This is a genomic window from Streptomyces sp. NPDC058457 (assembly GCF_042720695.1).
In the GTDB taxonomy this organism is placed as follows: domain Bacteria; phylum Actinomycetota; class Actinomycetes; order Streptomycetales; family Streptomycetaceae; genus Streptomyces.
Genome location: NZ_JBHXLU010000028.1, coordinates 40822 through 56919 on the forward strand (window position 1 = coordinate 40822; position 16098 = coordinate 56919).

Sequence of the window (16098 nt, forward strand, 5' to 3'; positions counted from 1 at the left end):
GGGAGGGCGGCTCGCAATCCAGGCCCGCAGTCCAGATGGGGAGGCGGAGATGGCCTCACACGCAGCGCACTCGGGGACGCCGGGGACCTCGCGGCGGCAGATCATTTTCGACGAGGCACTGCCCGTCGACCACCGCCTGAACAGGGTCTACCGGATCGGGGCGGGCCTGATGGGCCTGTTCCTGCTGGCGTTCGGGATCCTCGGGCTGACCAACAACATCGGTTTCTTCGACACGGGCGGGAACAGCGCGATCGGTCTGAACACCAACGGTGCGCTGAGCGTGCTGTCGATCTGTGTCGGGCTGCTGCTGTTCGTGGGGATGGTGGTCGGCGGGAACTTCGCGTCCACGCTGAACATGGTGCTGGGTGTGCTGTTCATCCTGAACGGCTTCCTGTTCCTGGGCCTGCTGGACACGGAGTCCGACTTCCTGGCCTTCAAGATCCAGAACGTGCTGTTCAGTTTCGTGGTGGGCCTCGTGCTGATGGTGTTCGGGATGTACGGGAGGGTGAGTACGAACCTGCCGCACGACAACCCGTACTGGCGGGCCCGCCACCCCGAGGCGGAGCAGCGGGCCGAACCTGAGGCTCAGGTGCGGTAGGCGTAGTAGTACGCGTTCGGGTACGACGCGATGAGGCTCGCCAGCGACCTGCGGTAGGTGTTGTTGGAGTGGTATGTCACATACGGGATGCCGTTGGCCTTGTACGTGACGATCATCGTGTGGTCCTTCGACCCGTCCCGGTCGAAGTCCACCTGGATGACGTCGCCGACCTCCGCCTGGTAGACGTTGGCGAGCGGGGTGGTCCGCTTGGAGTTCTGGGCGAACCAGGACCACTCGTTGACGCCGACGAACGAGTCGGACTGGATGTCGGCGGTGCCGAACCACTTCGTGTAGTCGTAGACGTAGCCCGGGACGTGCTTCCAGCCGCCGGCCTTGAGCGACTGGCTGACGAAGTTGGTGCAGTCGCCGCCGTCCGCGTGCCCGTTGAAGTTCGGGTAGGCCGTGTTGTAGTTGCTCCAGTACGTCTCGGCGTAGGTGGCCATCGCCTTGTAGTCGTACGTGCCGCCGGTGAGCGTCTTGGGCACGGGCGTCGGGTTGCGCGTGGTGGCCGCGCGGGGGGCGTCCGGCGTGGTGTTGCCGTCGTCGCCGGTGGCGGGCGCCTTGACCGAGGGCTTGGACAGCGTGTTGACGGCGAGGCCGCCGTCGTCGGTGTCCTTGATGGTGGTCAGCTGCCAGGTGCCGCGCTGGTCGGCCTTGAAGGTCAGCTCGTGGTGGGCCTGGAAGCCGGTGGTCTTCGGCGTGCCGCTGGCGGCCTTGGCGTAGGTCAGCGTCGTGGTCTCGGTGACGTCGGCCTTGGCGGTGCGGCCGGTCACGCGGGTCGCGTCGAGCGTGACCTGGGTGCTGCCGGCGTTGTACGTCTCGCCGGCCTTGGCGATGCTGTTCTGGCGGCCGCGCAGCTGGGTCAGCGCCGCGTTCTCGTCGTGCGACTGGGTGCTGGAGAGGCGGACGTCGCCGGAGAAGCGGGACGTCTGCTGCTTCTGCGAAGCACCCTTCACGAGGGCCTGGGTGCGGTCGGTGAAGACCGCGTCGGCCAGCTTCTGGAAGGTCGCCTTGGTCGCGGCGTCCACGGTCGGGTCGTCGACGACGGCCGCGCCCGCGCTCCAGTTGGCCGCGAAGGCGACGCCGGCGACGACCGAGGCGGCCGTCGCCGTGACTATGGCCGCACGGCTGCGCTTACGGCTCAGTTTTCTGGATTTCAATGGTGTTCCCCTCTACGCCGGTACACCTCTACCGGGCGACGGCATCTTCGCACGGAGTGTGTGACTCCTGTGAAGGGGGTTGCAGGATTGGAATCCGCTTGCTGCCGCGTCGACTTGAACCGGCTGCGAGGGGTTGGTACGGCGCTCACTTCACGATGCTCGACCAGTCCGACGGGGCCTGGGCGGGGTCCAGGGTGCGCAGCCGGGCGAGGGTGGCCGGGTCCTGGGCGTCCATCCAGTCGGCGAGTTCCTTGAAGGAGACGCACTTGACGCCCTTCTTGGTGCATATCTTCGGGATGACCTGGTCGATGGCCTTCATGTAGATGCCGCCGTTCCAGTTCTCGAAGTGGTTGCCGATGAACAGGGGGGCGCGGCTGCCGTAGTAGACGCGGTTGAAGCCGTCCATGTAGGACTCGACGGTCTGCTGTTCCCATTCGGAGTACTTGGCGGGGTCGCCGTCGGTCTCGCCGTTGGACTGGTTGTAGAGGAAGTTGAAGTCCATCGACAGGCCCTGGTAGTCACCGCCGGGGTAGGGGAGCATCTCCAGCGGGAAGTTCCAGAGGCCGTCCTTCTTCGAGGGCCATATCTGGAAGTCGCCGGGGGAGCTGGCGTCGTACTTCCAGTTGTAGCCGTACTTCTGGAGGGCCTTGAGCAGGTTGGGCTGGCCTTCCAGGCAGGGGGCGCGGCCGCCGACGATCTCCTGCTTGAAGTCGAAGGGCAGGGCGGGGATGTCCTTGAAGCCGGTGTTGGTCTTCCAGTTCTCCACGAACTTGTAGAACTGGTCGATCTCGCTCTTCCACTGCTCGACACTCCAGTCGCCGCCGCCCTTCTTCTCGCAGAAGTGGCCGTTGAAGTGGGTGCCGATCTCGTTGCCGTCGTTGTAGGCCTCGCGGAGCTGTTCCAGGGTGGTGCGGATGTGCTCGTCGGTGGCGTAGTCGATGGCGGCGTCGCCGGGCTGGTGCATCGGCCCGGTGTAGAGGGTCTTCTTGCTCTTGGGCAGCAGGTAGATGCCGGTGAGGAAGAAGGTCATGTGGGCGTTGTACTCCTTGGCCATCTCCCGGTAGTGCGAGAAGAGATGGTCGGAGCCCTCCAGCGCGCCGTCCCAGGAGAAGACGACGAACTGGGGCGGCTTCTCGCCCGGCTTGAGCTTCACGGGCTTCAACTGGTCCTTCTGCGGCCCGGTGTACGACGTCGAGCCGTCGCCGAGGATCTTGGTCTTGCCGTCCCACTTGGGTGAGGCCGAGGCCGACGGGCTGGCCTTGGTGGTCCCGGCGGCGGTGGGCGCGGTGTCGTCCTGTCTGGTGAGCACCAGGTAGCCCGCGACGAGGGAGGCCACGACCAGGAAGGCGGCCAGGGTCATGACCTCCGGGCGGGCTGGACGGCGGTCACGGGCGGGCGCCTTGCGGCGGTGGCCGCCGGTTGTCGGCTTCGTGCGGGGCTTCATGCTCGGCTCATTCTGCGGGTGGGTGGCGTGGGGAGCGTCGGGGCCTCGGGGGTCAGTCGAGGCCCATGGCCTGTGCCCAGACCGTGTAAGGGACGTTGTCGGTGCCGGATCCGGCGATTCCCTTGAGCGGGAGCGGCTCCAGGGACTTGTTGAGGTCGATGCGGTAGACGACGACCGACGTCGTCACTTTCGAGAGCGTGCCGGTGTACCAGGCGGCGGTGTCCTTGCCGCCGGCGTAGGTGCTGCCGGCCTTGCCGGCCGCCGCGTTGGTGAGCGCGGTGGTCGGATGGGCGAGGCGGAACGATTCGGTGAGCGCCTGCTCGACGTCCTCGGCCACGTCGTCGCGGACCGCGCGGGTCGGGCGGGGGGTGTCCATGACGACCCGGCGGCCGTTGCGGGTGATCTTGGAGACCGAGTACGGCTCGGTGTGGTCGCCGCCGGCGGCGAACGTGGCGTATCCGTTCGCCATCCGGATCGCGCTGGGTGTGGAGCTGCCCATGGAGAGCGCGGGCACCTGGGGGCCCATGCTCTCGGAGAGCAGTCCGGAGGCCACCGCGGTGGAGCGCACCTTGTCGAGTCCGGTGTCCACGCCGAGTTGCATGAAGGGGGTGTTCACCGACTGGGCGAGGGCGTTGGCCAGGCTGATCTGCCCGTAGGACTTGTCGTCGTCGTTCTTCGCGTAGACCTTCTTGCCGCTGCGGTCCCAGTACGGTCCGTCGGGTGTGGTGACCGGGACCTTGTCGTCGCCGTCGTAGAGCGTCTCGGGCAGGACGTCGGTGGCGGCCCCGCCGCGTTCCTTGTGGATGCCGTTCTGCAGCCCGGCCGCGTAGACGAAGGGCAGGAAGGAACTGCCGGCCGGGACGGTGGTGGCGTTGGACTCGTTGTAGCCCTGGGTCCGGTGGTCGGGTCCGCCGTACACGGCGACGATCCGTCCGTCGGTGGCGACCGAGGCTGCGCCGTAGTGGGCGGCCGCGGCGTTCTCGGGGTCGCTCGCCTTGGCGTCCTTGCGGGCCTTGGTCACGGCCTTGGTGAGGGTGCCTTCCTTCTTCCGGTCGAAGGTCGTGTAGATCTGGTATCCGCCCAGGTCGAACTGTTTGTCCGAGATGTGGGCGGACTTCTTGGCGTACTGCTGGGCCAGTTCGACGAGGTAGTCGCTCTGGTTGCCGGTGTCGTACACCTTGTTGGTCGCGATCGGTTCGGGGAACTTCGTGTACTTGGCCCGCTCGGCCGGCGACAGCTTGCCGATCTTGACCATGCGGTCCAGGATCCAGGACCAGCGTTCCACCGCCCGCTGGTGGTTGGCCTTGCTGAGCGTCGGGTCGTAGAGCCCGGCCCCCTTGAGCAGCCCGGCGAGCATGGCGGCCTGGCTGGCGTTCAGCTGGCCGACGTCCTTGCCGTAGTAGGCCTGGGCGGCGCGCTGGATGCCGTACGTCCCCCGGCCGAACCAGCTGGTGTTGAGGTAGCCCTCGAGGATCTGGTCCTTGCTCATCTTGTTGTCGAGCTTGAGGGAGATCATCGCCTCGGTGAATTTACGGCTTACGGTCTGGTTCTGCGTGAGATAGACGTTTTTCACGTATTGCTGGGTAATGGTCGAGCCGCCCTCGGTGTCCCCTTCGCCGACCGTGCGATAGAGGGCCCTGGCTATGCCTTTGACCGATATACCGGGGTCGGAGTAGAAACTCTCGTTCTCGGCCGCGAGCACCGCCCAGCGCACGTCCACGGGTATGTCCTTGAGCGGCATGTCCTGCCGCTGCACCCAGCCCGTCCGGGCCATCGGCGTCCCGTCGGACCAGAAGTAGACGTTGTCCTGCTGGGTGGCGTACGTGTTGAGGTTGCTGGGGATGTCCGTCGCCGCGTAGGCCACCACGAGGAACAGCCCGGTCAGCCCGATACTCCCCAGCCAGGCCCCCAGCCACTGCCGCCAGGACGGCACCCAGCGCCGCCAGCCGGTCCGGCCGGGGCGCGGGTACATCGGCCGCAGCTTTCGCGCGTACGGCAGCAGGGGCTCGATGCGGGGCCCCACGAGAGCCCCGATCCGGCCCCAGACGCCGACGGCACGCTCCCGCGCGGAGGGCCGCGCGCTGCGCCGCCGCTCGGCACGGCCGCCCGAGGCCGCCGACTCCGGCTCGGGCTCGGGCTCCGGCCGCCGTTGTTCGGGCACCCGGATCTGCATCGTGACGTCCGCCCGCAGGGCGCCCACGTTCAGATGCAGGGTCTCGTCATGTACCGGCGGATCCGGCTTCTTCCGCCGCGCTCCCTTGCCGGGCGCCGGGTCGTCGCCCGCGCCGCGGCGCGCACCCTCGCCCTCCCCCGCCTTCGCGGCGTCGGCCTCGGCGGCCCGCAGGGCGTGCAGCTCCTTCCACAGAGCCTCCGCCTTCCGCCGCGCGACCTCCTGCGCACGCTGAGCGTCGTCGCCCTTCTGCCACAGAGCGTGCTCCGCACGCAGGCCGTCGACGTTCAGATGCAGGGTCGCGTCCGGCTCGAACGGCTTCCGACCCCGGGGTCCGGCCTGGTCATGGCCCTCCTCCGGGTCGCCCGTCCGCTCCGATGCGTCCGTCACGACTGCGTCTCCCCTCGCACTCGGTCTTGCGCGCGTGGTCGGACACGACGGGGGGGCAGGGCCGCGGCGGGCGCGGCGCTACGAGCCCCCCTCTTCCCCCGGTCTTTCGGCTCCTCGCGGCCAGCTCAAATTATCAGCGATCTTTTCAAAATCTCCGCACAAGTATCGGACAGAAAGGAACACTCATGAAATTCTGAGGTGAAGTGATGCCCATCACTCCCGCATCACTGCCGCTAGCCTGTCCCTCATGCCCCGCTACGAGTACCGCTGCCGCACCTGCGGCGACACCTTCGAACTGTCCCGCCCCATGGCCGAGTCATCGGCTCCGGCAGCATGCCCGGACGGGCATCAAGACACGGTAAAGCTCTTGTCGACGGTGGCGGTGGGGGGCTCGGCGTCCGCGCCCGCCACCGGCTCCGGCGCCCCCGCGGCCTCCGGTGGGGGCTGTTGCGGCGGTGGTTGCTGCGGCTAGCTCCCCTGCCGGACCGTCTTCAGGAATTCGCGCAGGATTCGCTCACCGGCGAGCACCCCTCGCTCCGGCAGCGCGGCGACGGCCGGCCCGGTCCACCCGGCGTCGGCCAGCTCCCCGTGCCCCGGGCGCCATCCGCGATCCGCGGCGAGCAGCAGATCCGCGTCGAGCAACGAGTCACCCGCGGCCACCGTCAGCTCGGCCCCGGTCCGGCGCGCGACCTCCCGCATCGCCGCGCTCTTCGTCAGCGGCTTGGGTACGGCGTAGATCTTCCGTCCCTGCAACGACACCGTCCAGCCGCGGTTCTCCGCCCACACCGCGAGGCTCTTCACCCACTCCTCGGGCAGCAGCTCCCGCTCCACGACCAGGTAGGCGAACAGGTCCTCGGCGACCCGCTGCTTGCGCAGCCACAGCGGATCGGCGTGCTCCGCCAGATACGCCCGCACCTCGTCCAGCGGCGCGCACTCGTCGGCCAGCCGCGCCAGCACCCGTCCGTGCCAGTCCGCGTCGGACACCCCGTCGACCAGCAGATGCCCGCCGTTGGCACAGATGGCGTACCTCGGGGCGGGCCCCGGCAGGTTGATCCGCTCGTACTGCTTGCGGGTCCGCGTCGTGGTCGGCACGAAGACGGCCGCGTCCCCCAGCTCGGCCAGCAGCTGCGCGGCCGTCTCCGTCAGGTACGACAGCGGCCTGCTCTCGTGCACCTCGACGCAGAGCAGCCGGGGCGCCCGCGCGTCCGGCATGGTCAGCGCCAGGGCACCCGCCGAGTAGATGAGCGTGCGGTCGAGGTCGCTCGCGACGAGCACCGCCATCAGACGTTCACCGCCCGGCCGTCGGCGCCGGTCGCCCCGCGCGTGTACTTGGGGTGGATCAACCCGACACAGGTGTACGGCAGTTCGCCGACCTCCTCCACCGGTACCCCTCTCTGCTCCGCAAGCAGCCGCACATGGTCCAGGTCGGCCCCCGCCCCGGCCCGCGCCAGGATCTTCCAGGGCACCCGGCGCAGCAGCACCCGGGTGGTCTCGCCGACGCCCGGCTTGACGAGGTTCACGTCGTGGATGCCGTACTCCTCGCTGATCCGCTCCACGGCCGCCCAGCCCTCCCAGGTCGGCGTGCGGTCGGCGACCGCCAGCTCCTTCACGGCCGCGTCCACGGGGTCGACCACCTCGGCGAACCGCGCCGCGACCGCGTCCAGGAAGGCCACCGACACATCGGCCCCGGCCAGCTCGCGGTAGAACTTCGCGCCGTGGAAGTCGCCGGGACCCACCAGGTCGGCCCGCAGCACGGTCCGCGAGATCAGCCCGGAGACGGTCGAGTTGAGGCACGCGGAGGGGATCAGGAAGTCCTCCCGGGTGCCGTACGTCCGCACGCACGACCCGGGGTCCGCGAGCACCGCGATCTCCGGGTCGAACCCGGAGACGCCCGCCCGCTCCTCGAACTCCTCGACCGCGTCGGCCAGTTCCCGGGTGATCGCGCCCTTCCCCGTCCACCCGTCCACGAACACCACGTCCCGCGGGTCGTGGTGCGCGGCCAGCCAGCGCAGCGCGTTGGCATCGATGCCGCGGCCGCGCACGATCGACACCGCGTAGTGCGGCAGGTCGAGGCCGTACCGGAACTGCGCCCAGCGGCGCATCAGCACGCCCACCGGAGTGCCGGCCCGCGCCAGCGACACCAGCACCGGCCGTGGCGACCGCTCGGCCAGCACGGTCTCGGTGACGACCCCGACGGCCTGCGCGATCCGCGCCGCGGAGGTCTCCAGGGCCGCGTGGAAGAGCGCCTGGTACCGCTCGCTCGGCTGGTACTCCACCGGCAGCGACTCGGCGTAGTGCGCGCCGCCGCTCTGGATCGCCTCCTCGCGCTCCTCGGTCGGCGCCTCCAGCGTGACGTCCGAGAGGTCCTGGAGCAGCCAGCCGACGTCCTCCGCCGGGTACGAGGAGAAGGCGGGGCCGCGGAGGGGCTCGGGCAGCATGTCGGGGCTCTCTTCGGGTAGCGCGGGGACGTACGACGGTACAACCGCGAGCAGGACGTACGGGGCATGCGCGCCGAGCCGGTCGAGGAGGCCGTCGGGGGCGTGCAGTTCGGGGGTGTCGGCGGCCGAGTCGACGAAGAGGACGACGGCGTCGAAGCCGGCGCCGGCGACGTTGTACGCGTAGCGCTCGCCGGGGCCGTCGGCGGGGTTGTCGTGGGCCGGGAAGACGAGGCGGCTGCGGATGGCGTAGCCGGGGTCGTCGACGGCCAGGACGGGTGAGCGGGTGGTGGTGGAGTACCGCACCTCGGCGGTGACCAGGGCCTCCAGCTCGCGGGCGACCCTGAGGGGGGCGTACATCAGCTCCTCGAAGCCGAGCGTGAGCACGCGGCGGGCGTCGGGGGGCAGGGCCTCGGCGACCCTGGCCGCGATGAGGGGGAGGGCCGTTTCGAGGCGTATGCGGTGAGCGGGGGTGAAGCCGTGCCGGCCGCCGTCGGGAAGGCCGGGGGGCCAGTGCAGGTCGACGCGGGTGAGGTGGGGGGTGGTGCGGCCGTCGGGTGCCTGCGGGTGAGTGGGGGCTGGTCGCGCCGTTCCCCGCGCCCCCGGGTAGGGGGACTGGTAGTCGGCTTCAAGGGCAACGCCCTGAAGGGGCGCGGGGCTGTGTCCATATGCGGCTCCGCCGCGGGGCGCGACCAGCCCCGACGCTGCCGCAGACGACGAAACACCTGTCGCGGCACTCTCCTCGTACCGAGCCACCAGCTCCTGGCCCTTTTCCAGGACACCCTCGGGCAGCTTCACCGTCCCCGACGACGCCGCCACCAGGTCCACCCGCGCACCGATCTCCGCGGCGAACGCCGTCAGCCGCCCCGCGTCCTCCGGCGACCGCATATCGACCAGAGCCACCACGACGTAACGTTTCCGCGGATAACGGGCATGCAGGTCCCTGATCGTGTTCAGGACCGTGTTGCCGGTGGAGAACTCGTCGTCGACCAGGACCAGGGGGCCGTCGCCGGAGAGCAGGGCGGGGTCCTCGGGCAGGAGCAGGTGGGACGTCGCGTGCGAGTGGGACTCCTCGAAGCCGCCGGCCGGGGTCACCCCCGCCACCGGGCGGCGCGTGGAGTGGAGGTACAGGGCGAGGCCGACCCCGTCTGCCACCGAGTGGCCGAGGCCGGTGGCCGTCTCGGCGTAACCCAGGACGACGGCCTGCCCGGCCTCCCGCTCGCCGAGCAGGTCACGGACCCGTCGGCCGAGGGCGAAGCCATGCCCGTACACCACCGCCGGCGACTGCGGTACGTGCTTGCCGAGCACGTTGGAGACCAGGAGGTGGGCCCGTCTGGGGTTGCGGCGCAGGGCGAGGCCCAGGAGGGCCGTCAGGCCGTCGTCGCCCACGAGCTCGACGCCGAGCCGTTCGGCGACCCAGCTGCCGGACCAGACCCCGTTGTTCGCTGCGATGTTCATGCGTTCCCTGTGTCGTCCCCTAGAGCCCGTCAACCCGGTATCCCGGCGGCGAGCAGCTCCACGAAGCCGACGTCCTCGTTGGCCACGCCGAACACCTCGGCGCGGAGCATGGTCCGCTCGGCCCAGGCGCGGTGCGGCTTCACCTCGTTCATCTTGTTCGTGTAGGCCGAGCGAAGTACACCCCCGCCGCCCCGTTCCGGCCGCAGGATGTCCTGGGCGTCGGAGAACTCCTCGTGACTGACGACGGACAGCGCGTGCACGGGGATGACGTGGGACGGGTGGATGCAGGTCTTGCCGAGCAGCCCGTTGGCCTGGTCGAGGGAGATCTCTCTCAGCAGGCCGTCCATGGCGTGCTCGATGAGCCGGTTGCGCAGTTCCACGGCCTGCTCCTCCAGGAAGGGGCTGGTCCGCAGCATCGGCTTGAACATGCGCTCCGGGACCCGGAAGTACTCCCACACCGGTCCGGTCACGGTGAAACCGGTGCCGTCGGCCCGGCCCAGCATGTTCACCACGTCGGCGATGACGGAGGCGATGATCTGCACGTCGTAGGCGGTCATGTCGGGGGCCCGCCGCAGCCCGTAGGACGAGCAGAAGTCGGTGACCCCGAGGCGCAGCGCCAGCACCTTGTCACGGTACTTGTCGACGGCGCGGGCGATGCCCTCCAGGGCGTCCACGCGCGTCTCCCGGTACATCAGCTCGGGTGTCTCCAGGACGGGCATCCCGAACAGCCGGCGGCCGCTGCGCGCCGAGGCACCGTCCAGGGCCTGCAGGAAGGGGATGCCACGCTCCTCGGTGAACTTCGGGAACACGAACCCGGACAGCAGCGACACGCTCGCGCCCAGCCGTCGTACCAGGTCGGGGATCTGCTCGGGCTCCCGCACCCGGATGAAGAGCAGCGGAAGCTCCACACCCGCCCGCTCCCGCTCGGCCAGGTCGGCGAACTGCCGGACGAGGTTCTCCTCGCCGGCCTCCACGTCCTCGTCGCCGATGGAGTCCTCCAGGCACAGCACCATCGAGACCACGCCGAGTGCCGACTGCTTGACGATGTCGTCGGCGAGCCGCGGCCGGGTGGCCGGGCTGTACAGCGTGGCGCCCAGGGCCGCGGAGAGCAGGCGGGCCGGGGAGTCGGCGGTGAACTCGCACGGCTCCTGATGGAAAAGGCGCTGCCGCACCTCAGGTGCGATGTGCCCGAAATGACGCATAGAACTCCCCCGTGGCGTGGGCCGAGCCTGTGAAATTGGTAAAGGGTGGCCGGTAATAGTACGTACAAAGCCATGTCGGGGGTTCCCGCAGGGCATGAATTTCAGGTAACCCGCCTGTGTCGGCCGCGAGGCCCCCCGCGTTGTCGTGACCAGGACCGAGAGGGCAGGATGACCGCATGACGCACGCGATGCTGAAGGGGTCCAACGTCCCGGTGGAGGCCACCACGGTCCGGGCCGTGCTGCGCTGGACGCCCGGGCAGGGAGTTCCGGACGTCGACGCCTCGGCGCTGCTCCTCGGCCCCGACGGACGTGTGCGCTCCGACGAGGACTTCGTCTTCTACAACCAGCCCCGGCACCCCTCCGGGAAGGTCTGGCGGCTCGGCAAGAAGCGGGTGGCCGAGGGCCTCACCGACACGATCCAGACAGATCTCCCCGGTGTCGAGCCCAACGTCGGCCGAATCCTCCTGGTCGCATCGGCGGACGGCATCCCGTTCGAACACGTACCCGCCCTGCGCATCCTGCTGTACGACGCCTCGGCGCCGGACGCCGAGGCGCTGGCCCATTTCGACATCAAGCCGGAGACCGGTGCCGAGACGGCCCTGATCTGCGGCGAGCTGTACCGCAGGGGCGAGGGCTGGAAGTTCCGCGCGCTGGGCGAGGGCTACAGCAACGGCCTCAAGGGCCTGGCCACGGACTTCGGTATCTCGGTGGACGAGTCGGAACCGATGGAGGAGCCGTCGGCGTCCATGCCGCTCCCGCCCGAGCAGCCGACGTCGGTGCCCGCCCAGCCGGCGTACGGCTACCCGCAGCCGGCCTCACCGGCCCAGCCGTCGGCCTACGGCTTCCCGCAGCCCGCGTACACCCAGCAGCAGCCCCAGTCGGGCTACGGCTACCCGCCGCCGGCCCCGATCCCGGTGGCGACGGTCCCGAACGCGGACTTCCGGCTGCCTCCGCAGGGCCCGCAATTCATCGGACGCTAGGGACAACCCCCTAGGGGCGCGGGGCTGTATCGATCTGCGGCTCCGCCGCGTGGGCGCGAGCAACCACAACGGCGCCGCACCCGCAAACGCACAACGCGCCCCACCCCGGTAGGCGAACTACTTCTCCACCTTCGTCTTGTAACCCCGCCCCCACTGCAACCCCCACCCGTACAGCCGGTCCAGCTCCCCCTGGAACCCGTACACGAACTTCACCTCGCGCCGGACGACCAGCTCGCCCTTCACGTTCTCGATCATCACGACCGCACAGGACCGGGCCTGCGGATGCCGTTCGTCGAGGCCTATCTCGATGCGCGGCCCGTTGCTCGGGTACAGCGTGACGATCGCGTGGGTGCGGTCGAACGCCGGCGTCTGGTCGTAGATGTACACGAACACCAGCAGCCGCTTGATGTCGTCCCGGTGATCGAGGTTGACGTACATCGTCTCGCCGGACGCCGACCCGAACCGGTCGTCGCCGCTGAGCTTGACGTACGGCGGTGCGTTCACGTCCCCGAGGAGGCCGCCGAGCGGCTGGACGACCCCCTTCGTGCCGTCGGCCAGCTCGTACAGCGCACCGAGGTCCAGGTCGACGTTGACCATGCTCTGCCCGTGTCCCATCACCTCCGGCGGCTTGAGCGCCTTGAAGGGGTGCCGGAACAGACTCGTGCGCTGTTCGCCGTCGAAGTCGGACGTCCGCATCCGCCAGGCGAGGTTGATCCGCAGGTTGCCGGTGGCCGCGCCCTGCTTGGTGAGGGACACCTGCTGGTGCCGCCTGGTGAGCTCGATGGAGTTGGACGCGGCACTGCCCGAGTCGAACTCGGCAGCCCTCCCGCCCAGCAGCCCGTCGAAGAAACCCATTCCCGCCCCCAGAGACTCCGGATCAACGCTTCAGGGCGGCCGACCCGGGTCGGCCGCCCTGAACAGAGCGTTCCTCGTGCAGAAGGGTGTCACACCCTTCTTTTCGGTCGGTCAGACTCCGGACGAGACTTCAGCCTTCTCGTCCGACCCCGCTTTTCCCTCGGCCGCCGCCAGCCGCTGGTTGCGCCGTACGGAGGACCAGAACGACCAGCCGATCAGGACGACGCCGACGAGGCCGGTGATGACCTCGTTGATCTGGTACTGGATGGTGACCATCAGGATCACGGCCAGGGCGCCGATGGCGTAGTGGGCGCCGTGCTCCAGGAAGACGTAGTCGTCCAGGGTGCCCTGCCGGACCAGGTAGACGGTGAGCGAACGGACGTACATCGCGCCGATGCCGAGGCCGAGGGCCATGAGGACGATGTCGTTGGTGATGGCGAAGGCGCCGATCACGCCGTCGAAGGAGAACGACGCGTCCAGGACCTCCAGGTAGAGGAACATGAAGAACGCGGCCTGGCCGGCCAGCACGACCGCCGACTTCTTCCTGCCGCTGCGCTCGGCCTCTTCCTCCTCCTCGTGCTCGCGCTCCTCCTCGGCCTCCAGCCGGTCTTCGAAGAAGCCGGAGAGACCACCGACGATCATGTACGTGATCAGGCCGGCGATGCCGGCGATCAGGACCGTCTGTGCCTTGTCGACGTGGCCGCCGCCGTGCTGGTGGGCGTGGGTGGCGAAGGTGAAGGAGGTGATGAGCAGGACGATCAGGGCGATGCAGACCGCCAGCATGTCGACCTTGCCGAGCTTGGCGAGGGGGCGCTCGATCCAGCGCAGCCACTGGATGTCCCGGTCCTCGAAGATGAAGTCGAGGAAGATCATCAACAGGAACATGCCGCCGAAGGCGGCGATCGCCGGGTGGGCGTCGGTGACCAGTTCCTGGTAGCGGTCCTTGTTGTTGAGCGCGAGGTCGACGGCCTCGATGGGACCCATCTTGGCGGTGACCGCGACGATGACGACGGGGAAGACCAGCCGCATGCCGAATACCGCGATGAGCACGCCCACCGTGAGGAAGATCTTCTGCCAGAAGGCGTTCATCTTCTTCAGGATTCCGGCGTTGACGACCGCGTTGTCGAACGACAGGGAGATCTCGAGGACGGCGAGGATCGCCACGATGCCGAAGGCCTCCCAGCCCCCGTAGAAGACCGCGGCGACCAGGCCTAGCGCGGTGATCGCGAACGACCAGCCGAAGGTTTTCAGAAGCACTGGCTACCCAATCGTGTGTGTACGGGTCTCGCTCGCGCCGTACTCGGCTTTACCTACTGTTGACCACGAAGTGTAGAGGGCGTCGGTGCCCTACGGCCCGGGCGGCCCCCACATCCGGCTGTGAAGGTCCTATGAGACGTTCACGCCGAAGTCGAGTGCGATGCCGCGCAACCCGGACGCGTAGCCCTGGCCGACGGCCCGGAACTTCCACTCGTTCTGGTAGCGGTAGAGCTCGCCGAAGATCATGGCGGTCTCGGTGGAGGCGTCCTCGGACAGGTCGTAGCGGGCGAGCTCCTGGCCGTCGGCCTGGTTGACGACCCGGATGAAGGCGTTGGAGACCTGGCCGAAGGTCTGGCCGCGCTCGTCGGCCATGTGGATCGAGACCGGGAACACGATCTTGTCGCAGGTGGCCGGCACCTTGGGCAGGTCGACCAGAATCGATTCGTCGTCGCCCTCGCCCTCACCGGTGAGGTTGTCACCGGTGTGCTCCACGGAGCCTTCCGGGCTCTTGAGCTGGTTGTAGAAGACGAAAAAGTCGTCGCCGAGGACCCGGCCGCCCTGGCACAGCAGTGCGCTGGCGTCCAGGTCGAAGGGGGCGCCGGTGGTGGAGCGGGCGTCCCAGCCGAGTCCGATCATGACGTTGGTGAGGTTCGGTGCGGCCTTCGAGAGGGAGACATTGCCCCCCTTGGCGAGCGTGACGCCCATGATGCTGGTCCTCCCCTAGCGGTGTTTCTCCGGTTGTCCTGCGCGTCCGGCGCCGACCGTAAACGGTGCGGCGCCGGACAGTGCGGACTTTCGAACGCCCCGGGGCGTTCACCTGACTCAGACGTTGACGCCGAAGTCCTGGGCGATGCCGCGCAGGCCGGAGGCGTAGCCCTGGCCGATGGCACGGAACTTCCACTCCGCGCCGTTGCGGTACAGCTCGCCGAAGACCATGGCGGTCTCGGTCGAGGCGTCCTCGGACAGGTCGTAGCGGGCGATCTCGGCGCCGCCGGCCTGGTTGACCACGCGGATGAACGCGTTGCGGACCTGGCCGAAGGACTGCTGGCGGTTGTCGGCGTCGTAGATCGACACCGGGAAGACGATCTTGTCGACGTCGGCGGGGACCGTGGCCAGGTTGACCTTGATCACCTCGTCGTCGCCCTCGCCCTCACCGGTGAGGTTGTCACCGGTGTGCTCGACCGAGCCCTCGGGGCTCTTGAGGTTGTTGAAGAAGACGAAGTTCTGGTCACTGCCGACCTTGCCCGCCGCGTTCAGCAGCAGTGCGCTGGCGTCCAGGTCGAAGTCGGTGCCGGTGGTGGTCCGGACGTCCCAGCCCAGACCGACGAGGACCGCGGTCAGGCCGGGGGCCTCCTTCGTCAGCGATACGTTGCCGCCCTTGCTGAGGCTGACTCCCACGAGTCCTCCATGTGTGGTCCAGGGGCGGGGAGCCCCCATCGTGCTTCGGATACCGGATCAACGATTCGATCCTAGTGACGGGTTCCCGCCGCACGCAGGCCCTGGACCCCGAAGAATCACGGGGTGTCGGCCGGGTCGCCCCCTAGGGGACCCGGCGCGCCGGCCACCGGGCGGCCGGCGCGGGGGTCGAAGGCGGGGGTTACAGGGCGTCGAGCGCCGTCACGTATTCGTTCAGGTCCCGGGCGTCCGGCAGTCCGTTGACCACGGTCCACCGCACGACGCCCTCCCTGTCGATGACGAAGGTGCCGCGGACGGCGCAGCCCTTGGCCTCGTCGAAGACGCCGTAGGCGCGCGAGGTCTCGCCGTGCGGCCAGAAGTCGCTCAGCAGCGGGTACTCCAGACCCTCCTGCTCGGCGAAGACGCGCAGGGTGTGGATGGAGTCGTTGGACACGGCCAGCAGCCGGGTGTCGCGGTCCTCGAACTTCGGCAGGTTGTCACGCAGCTCGCACAGCTCGCCGGTGCACACACCCGTGAAGGCGAACGGGTAGAAGAGCAGCACCACGTTCTTCTCGCCGCGGAAGTCGGACAGCTTCACGGTCCGGCCGTGGTTGTCCTTGAGCTCGAAGTCGGGTGCCTTGTCGCCGACCTGGATCGCCATCGTCCTGCATCCCATCGTCAGGGGCTGTTCGGGTGAGGACACCCTATGCGGCGATCACTGCGGACCGGCGGACGGACCCGGACGGGTCCGTCC

General features: G+C 69.0%; 14 protein-coding genes. 3 read left to right on the top strand and 11 right to left on the bottom strand.

Going from position 1 to position 16098, the window contains the following annotated elements:
• The first annotated feature begins 49 nt into the window (after positions 1-49).
• Positions 50-598 carry a DUF4383 domain-containing protein gene (locus tag ACFWPS_RS22800; protein WP_383707855.1) on the top strand — a complete coding sequence of 183 codons (549 nt, stop codon included), beginning with the start codon at positions 50-52 and terminating at the stop codon, positions 596-598.
• On the opposite strand, the gene ACFWPS_RS22805 is transcribed toward ACFWPS_RS22800, so the two are convergent.
• The 3 genes from ACFWPS_RS22805 to ACFWPS_RS22815 all read right to left on the bottom strand — a co-directional run bounded on the left by ACFWPS_RS22805 (position 586) and on the right by ACFWPS_RS22815 (position 5762).
• Positions 586-1758, bottom strand: coding sequence for an amidase domain-containing protein (locus ACFWPS_RS22805; protein ID WP_383707857.1), 1173 nt, complete (start codon positions 1756-1758; stop codon positions 586-588). The genes ACFWPS_RS22800 and ACFWPS_RS22805 overlap by 13 nt on opposite strands.
• Before the next feature lie 145 nt (positions 1759-1903).
• Complete coding sequence (locus ACFWPS_RS22810; protein WP_383707859.1) at positions 1904-3202, bottom strand: hypothetical protein; 1299 nt, start codon at positions 3200-3202, stop codon at positions 1904-1906.
• 52 nt (positions 3203-3254) lie between these two features.
• A complete protein-coding gene (locus ACFWPS_RS22815) occupies positions 3255-5762 on the bottom strand; it encodes a transglycosylase domain-containing protein (protein ID WP_383707861.1) in 2508 nt (835 codons plus the stop codon).
• A 247-nt stretch (positions 5763-6009) separates the two neighbouring features.
• On the opposite strand from ACFWPS_RS22815, the gene ACFWPS_RS22820 reads away from it, so the two are divergent.
• Positions 6010-6234 carry a zinc ribbon domain-containing protein gene (locus ACFWPS_RS22820; protein WP_350782036.1) on the top strand — a complete coding sequence of 75 codons (225 nt, stop codon included), beginning with the start codon at positions 6010-6012 and terminating at the stop codon, positions 6232-6234.
• Here ACFWPS_RS22820 and ACFWPS_RS22825 read toward each other — a convergent pair.
• From ACFWPS_RS22825 to ACFWPS_RS22835, 3 genes are read right to left on the bottom strand one after another with little or no spacing between them, the layout of a single operon-like run.
• A complete protein-coding gene (locus ACFWPS_RS22825; protein WP_383707863.1) occupies positions 6231-7043 on the bottom strand; it encodes an HAD family hydrolase in 813 nt (270 codons plus the stop codon). The genes ACFWPS_RS22820 and ACFWPS_RS22825 overlap by 4 nt on opposite strands.
• The gene (locus ACFWPS_RS22830; protein WP_383707865.1) at positions 7043-9655 is read right to left on the bottom strand and encodes a phosphoribosyltransferase; all 2613 of its coding nucleotides are present in this window, start codon (positions 9653-9655) and stop codon (positions 7043-7045) included. The genes ACFWPS_RS22825 and ACFWPS_RS22830 overlap by 1 nt, the downstream gene beginning before the upstream one ends.
• Before the next feature lie 29 nt (positions 9656-9684).
• The gene (locus tag ACFWPS_RS22835; RefSeq protein ID WP_383707867.1) at positions 9685-10857 is read right to left on the bottom strand and encodes an HpcH/HpaI aldolase/citrate lyase family protein; all 1173 of its coding nucleotides are present in this window, start codon (positions 10855-10857) and stop codon (positions 9685-9687) included.
• Positions 10858-11033: 176 nt separating this feature from the next.
• Between ACFWPS_RS22835 and ACFWPS_RS22840 the strand changes: the two genes are divergently transcribed.
• Complete coding sequence (locus tag ACFWPS_RS22840; RefSeq protein WP_383707869.1) at positions 11034-11837, top strand: TerD family protein; 804 nt, start codon at positions 11034-11036, stop codon at positions 11835-11837.
• Between the two features lie 117 nt (positions 11838-11954).
• Here ACFWPS_RS22840 and ACFWPS_RS22845 read toward each other — a convergent pair whose 3' ends face one another.
• The 5 genes from ACFWPS_RS22845 to ACFWPS_RS22865 all read right to left on the bottom strand — a co-directional run bounded on the left by ACFWPS_RS22845 (position 11955) and on the right by ACFWPS_RS22865 (position 16005).
• Complete coding sequence (locus ACFWPS_RS22845; protein WP_383707871.1) at positions 11955-12692, bottom strand: Tellurium resistance; 738 nt, start codon at positions 12690-12692, stop codon at positions 11955-11957.
• A 111-nt stretch (positions 12693-12803) separates the two neighbouring features.
• Positions 12804-13949: a DUF475 domain-containing protein gene (locus tag ACFWPS_RS22850; protein WP_383707873.1), complete on the bottom strand. Its 1146-nt coding sequence runs from the start codon at positions 13947-13949 to the stop codon at positions 12804-12806.
• A gap of 129 nt (positions 13950-14078) precedes the next feature.
• On the bottom strand, positions 14079-14654 hold the full coding sequence (locus ACFWPS_RS22855; RefSeq protein WP_383707875.1) for a TerD family protein: 576 nt from the start codon (positions 14652-14654) through the stop codon (positions 14079-14081).
• A gap of 117 nt (positions 14655-14771) precedes the next feature.
• The gene (locus ACFWPS_RS22860) at positions 14772-15347 is read right to left on the bottom strand and encodes a TerD family protein (protein WP_089101652.1); all 576 of its coding nucleotides are present in this window, start codon (positions 15345-15347) and stop codon (positions 14772-14774) included.
• Positions 15348-15546: 199 nt separating this feature from the next.
• Positions 15547-16005, bottom strand: coding sequence for a peroxiredoxin (locus ACFWPS_RS22865; protein WP_383707877.1), 459 nt, complete (start codon positions 16003-16005; stop codon positions 15547-15549).
• Positions 16006-16098 lie beyond the last annotated feature (93 nt).

What these genes read in the sequence shown, in the direction of transcription:
- ACFWPS_RS22800 (WP_383707855.1), top strand. Translation starts at nt 50, where the DNA reads ATGGCCTCACACGCAGCGCACTCGGGGACGCCGGGGACCTCGCGGCGG.
- ACFWPS_RS22810 (WP_383707859.1), bottom strand. Translation starts at nt 3,202, where the DNA reads ATGAAGCCCCGCACGAAGCCGACAACCGGCGGCCACCGCCGCAAGGCG.
- ACFWPS_RS22820 (WP_350782036.1), top strand. Translation starts at nt 6,010, where the DNA reads ATGCCCCGCTACGAGTACCGCTGCCGCACCTGCGGCGACACCTTCGAA.
- ACFWPS_RS22825 (WP_383707863.1), bottom strand. Translation starts at nt 7,043, where the DNA reads ATGGCGGTGCTCGTCGCGAGCGACCTCGACCGCACGCTCATCTACTCG.
- ACFWPS_RS22830 (WP_383707865.1), bottom strand. Translation starts at nt 9,655, where the DNA reads ATGAACATCGCAGCGAACAACGGGGTCTGGTCCGGCAGCTGGGTCGCC.
- ACFWPS_RS22835 (WP_383707867.1), bottom strand. Translation starts at nt 10,857, where the DNA reads ATGCGTCATTTCGGGCACATCGCACCTGAGGTGCGGCAGCGCCTTTTC.
- ACFWPS_RS22840 (WP_383707869.1), top strand. Translation starts at nt 11,034, where the DNA reads ATGACGCACGCGATGCTGAAGGGGTCCAACGTCCCGGTGGAGGCCACC.
- ACFWPS_RS22845 (WP_383707871.1), bottom strand. Translation starts at nt 12,692, where the DNA reads ATGGGTTTCTTCGACGGGCTGCTGGGCGGGAGGGCTGCCGAGTTCGAC.
- ACFWPS_RS22855 (WP_383707875.1), bottom strand. Translation starts at nt 14,654, where the DNA reads ATGGGCGTCACGCTCGCCAAGGGGGGCAATGTCTCCCTCTCGAAGGCC.
- ACFWPS_RS22865 (WP_383707877.1), bottom strand. Translation starts at nt 16,005, where the DNA reads ATGGCGATCCAGGTCGGCGACAAGGCACCCGACTTCGAGCTCAAGGAC.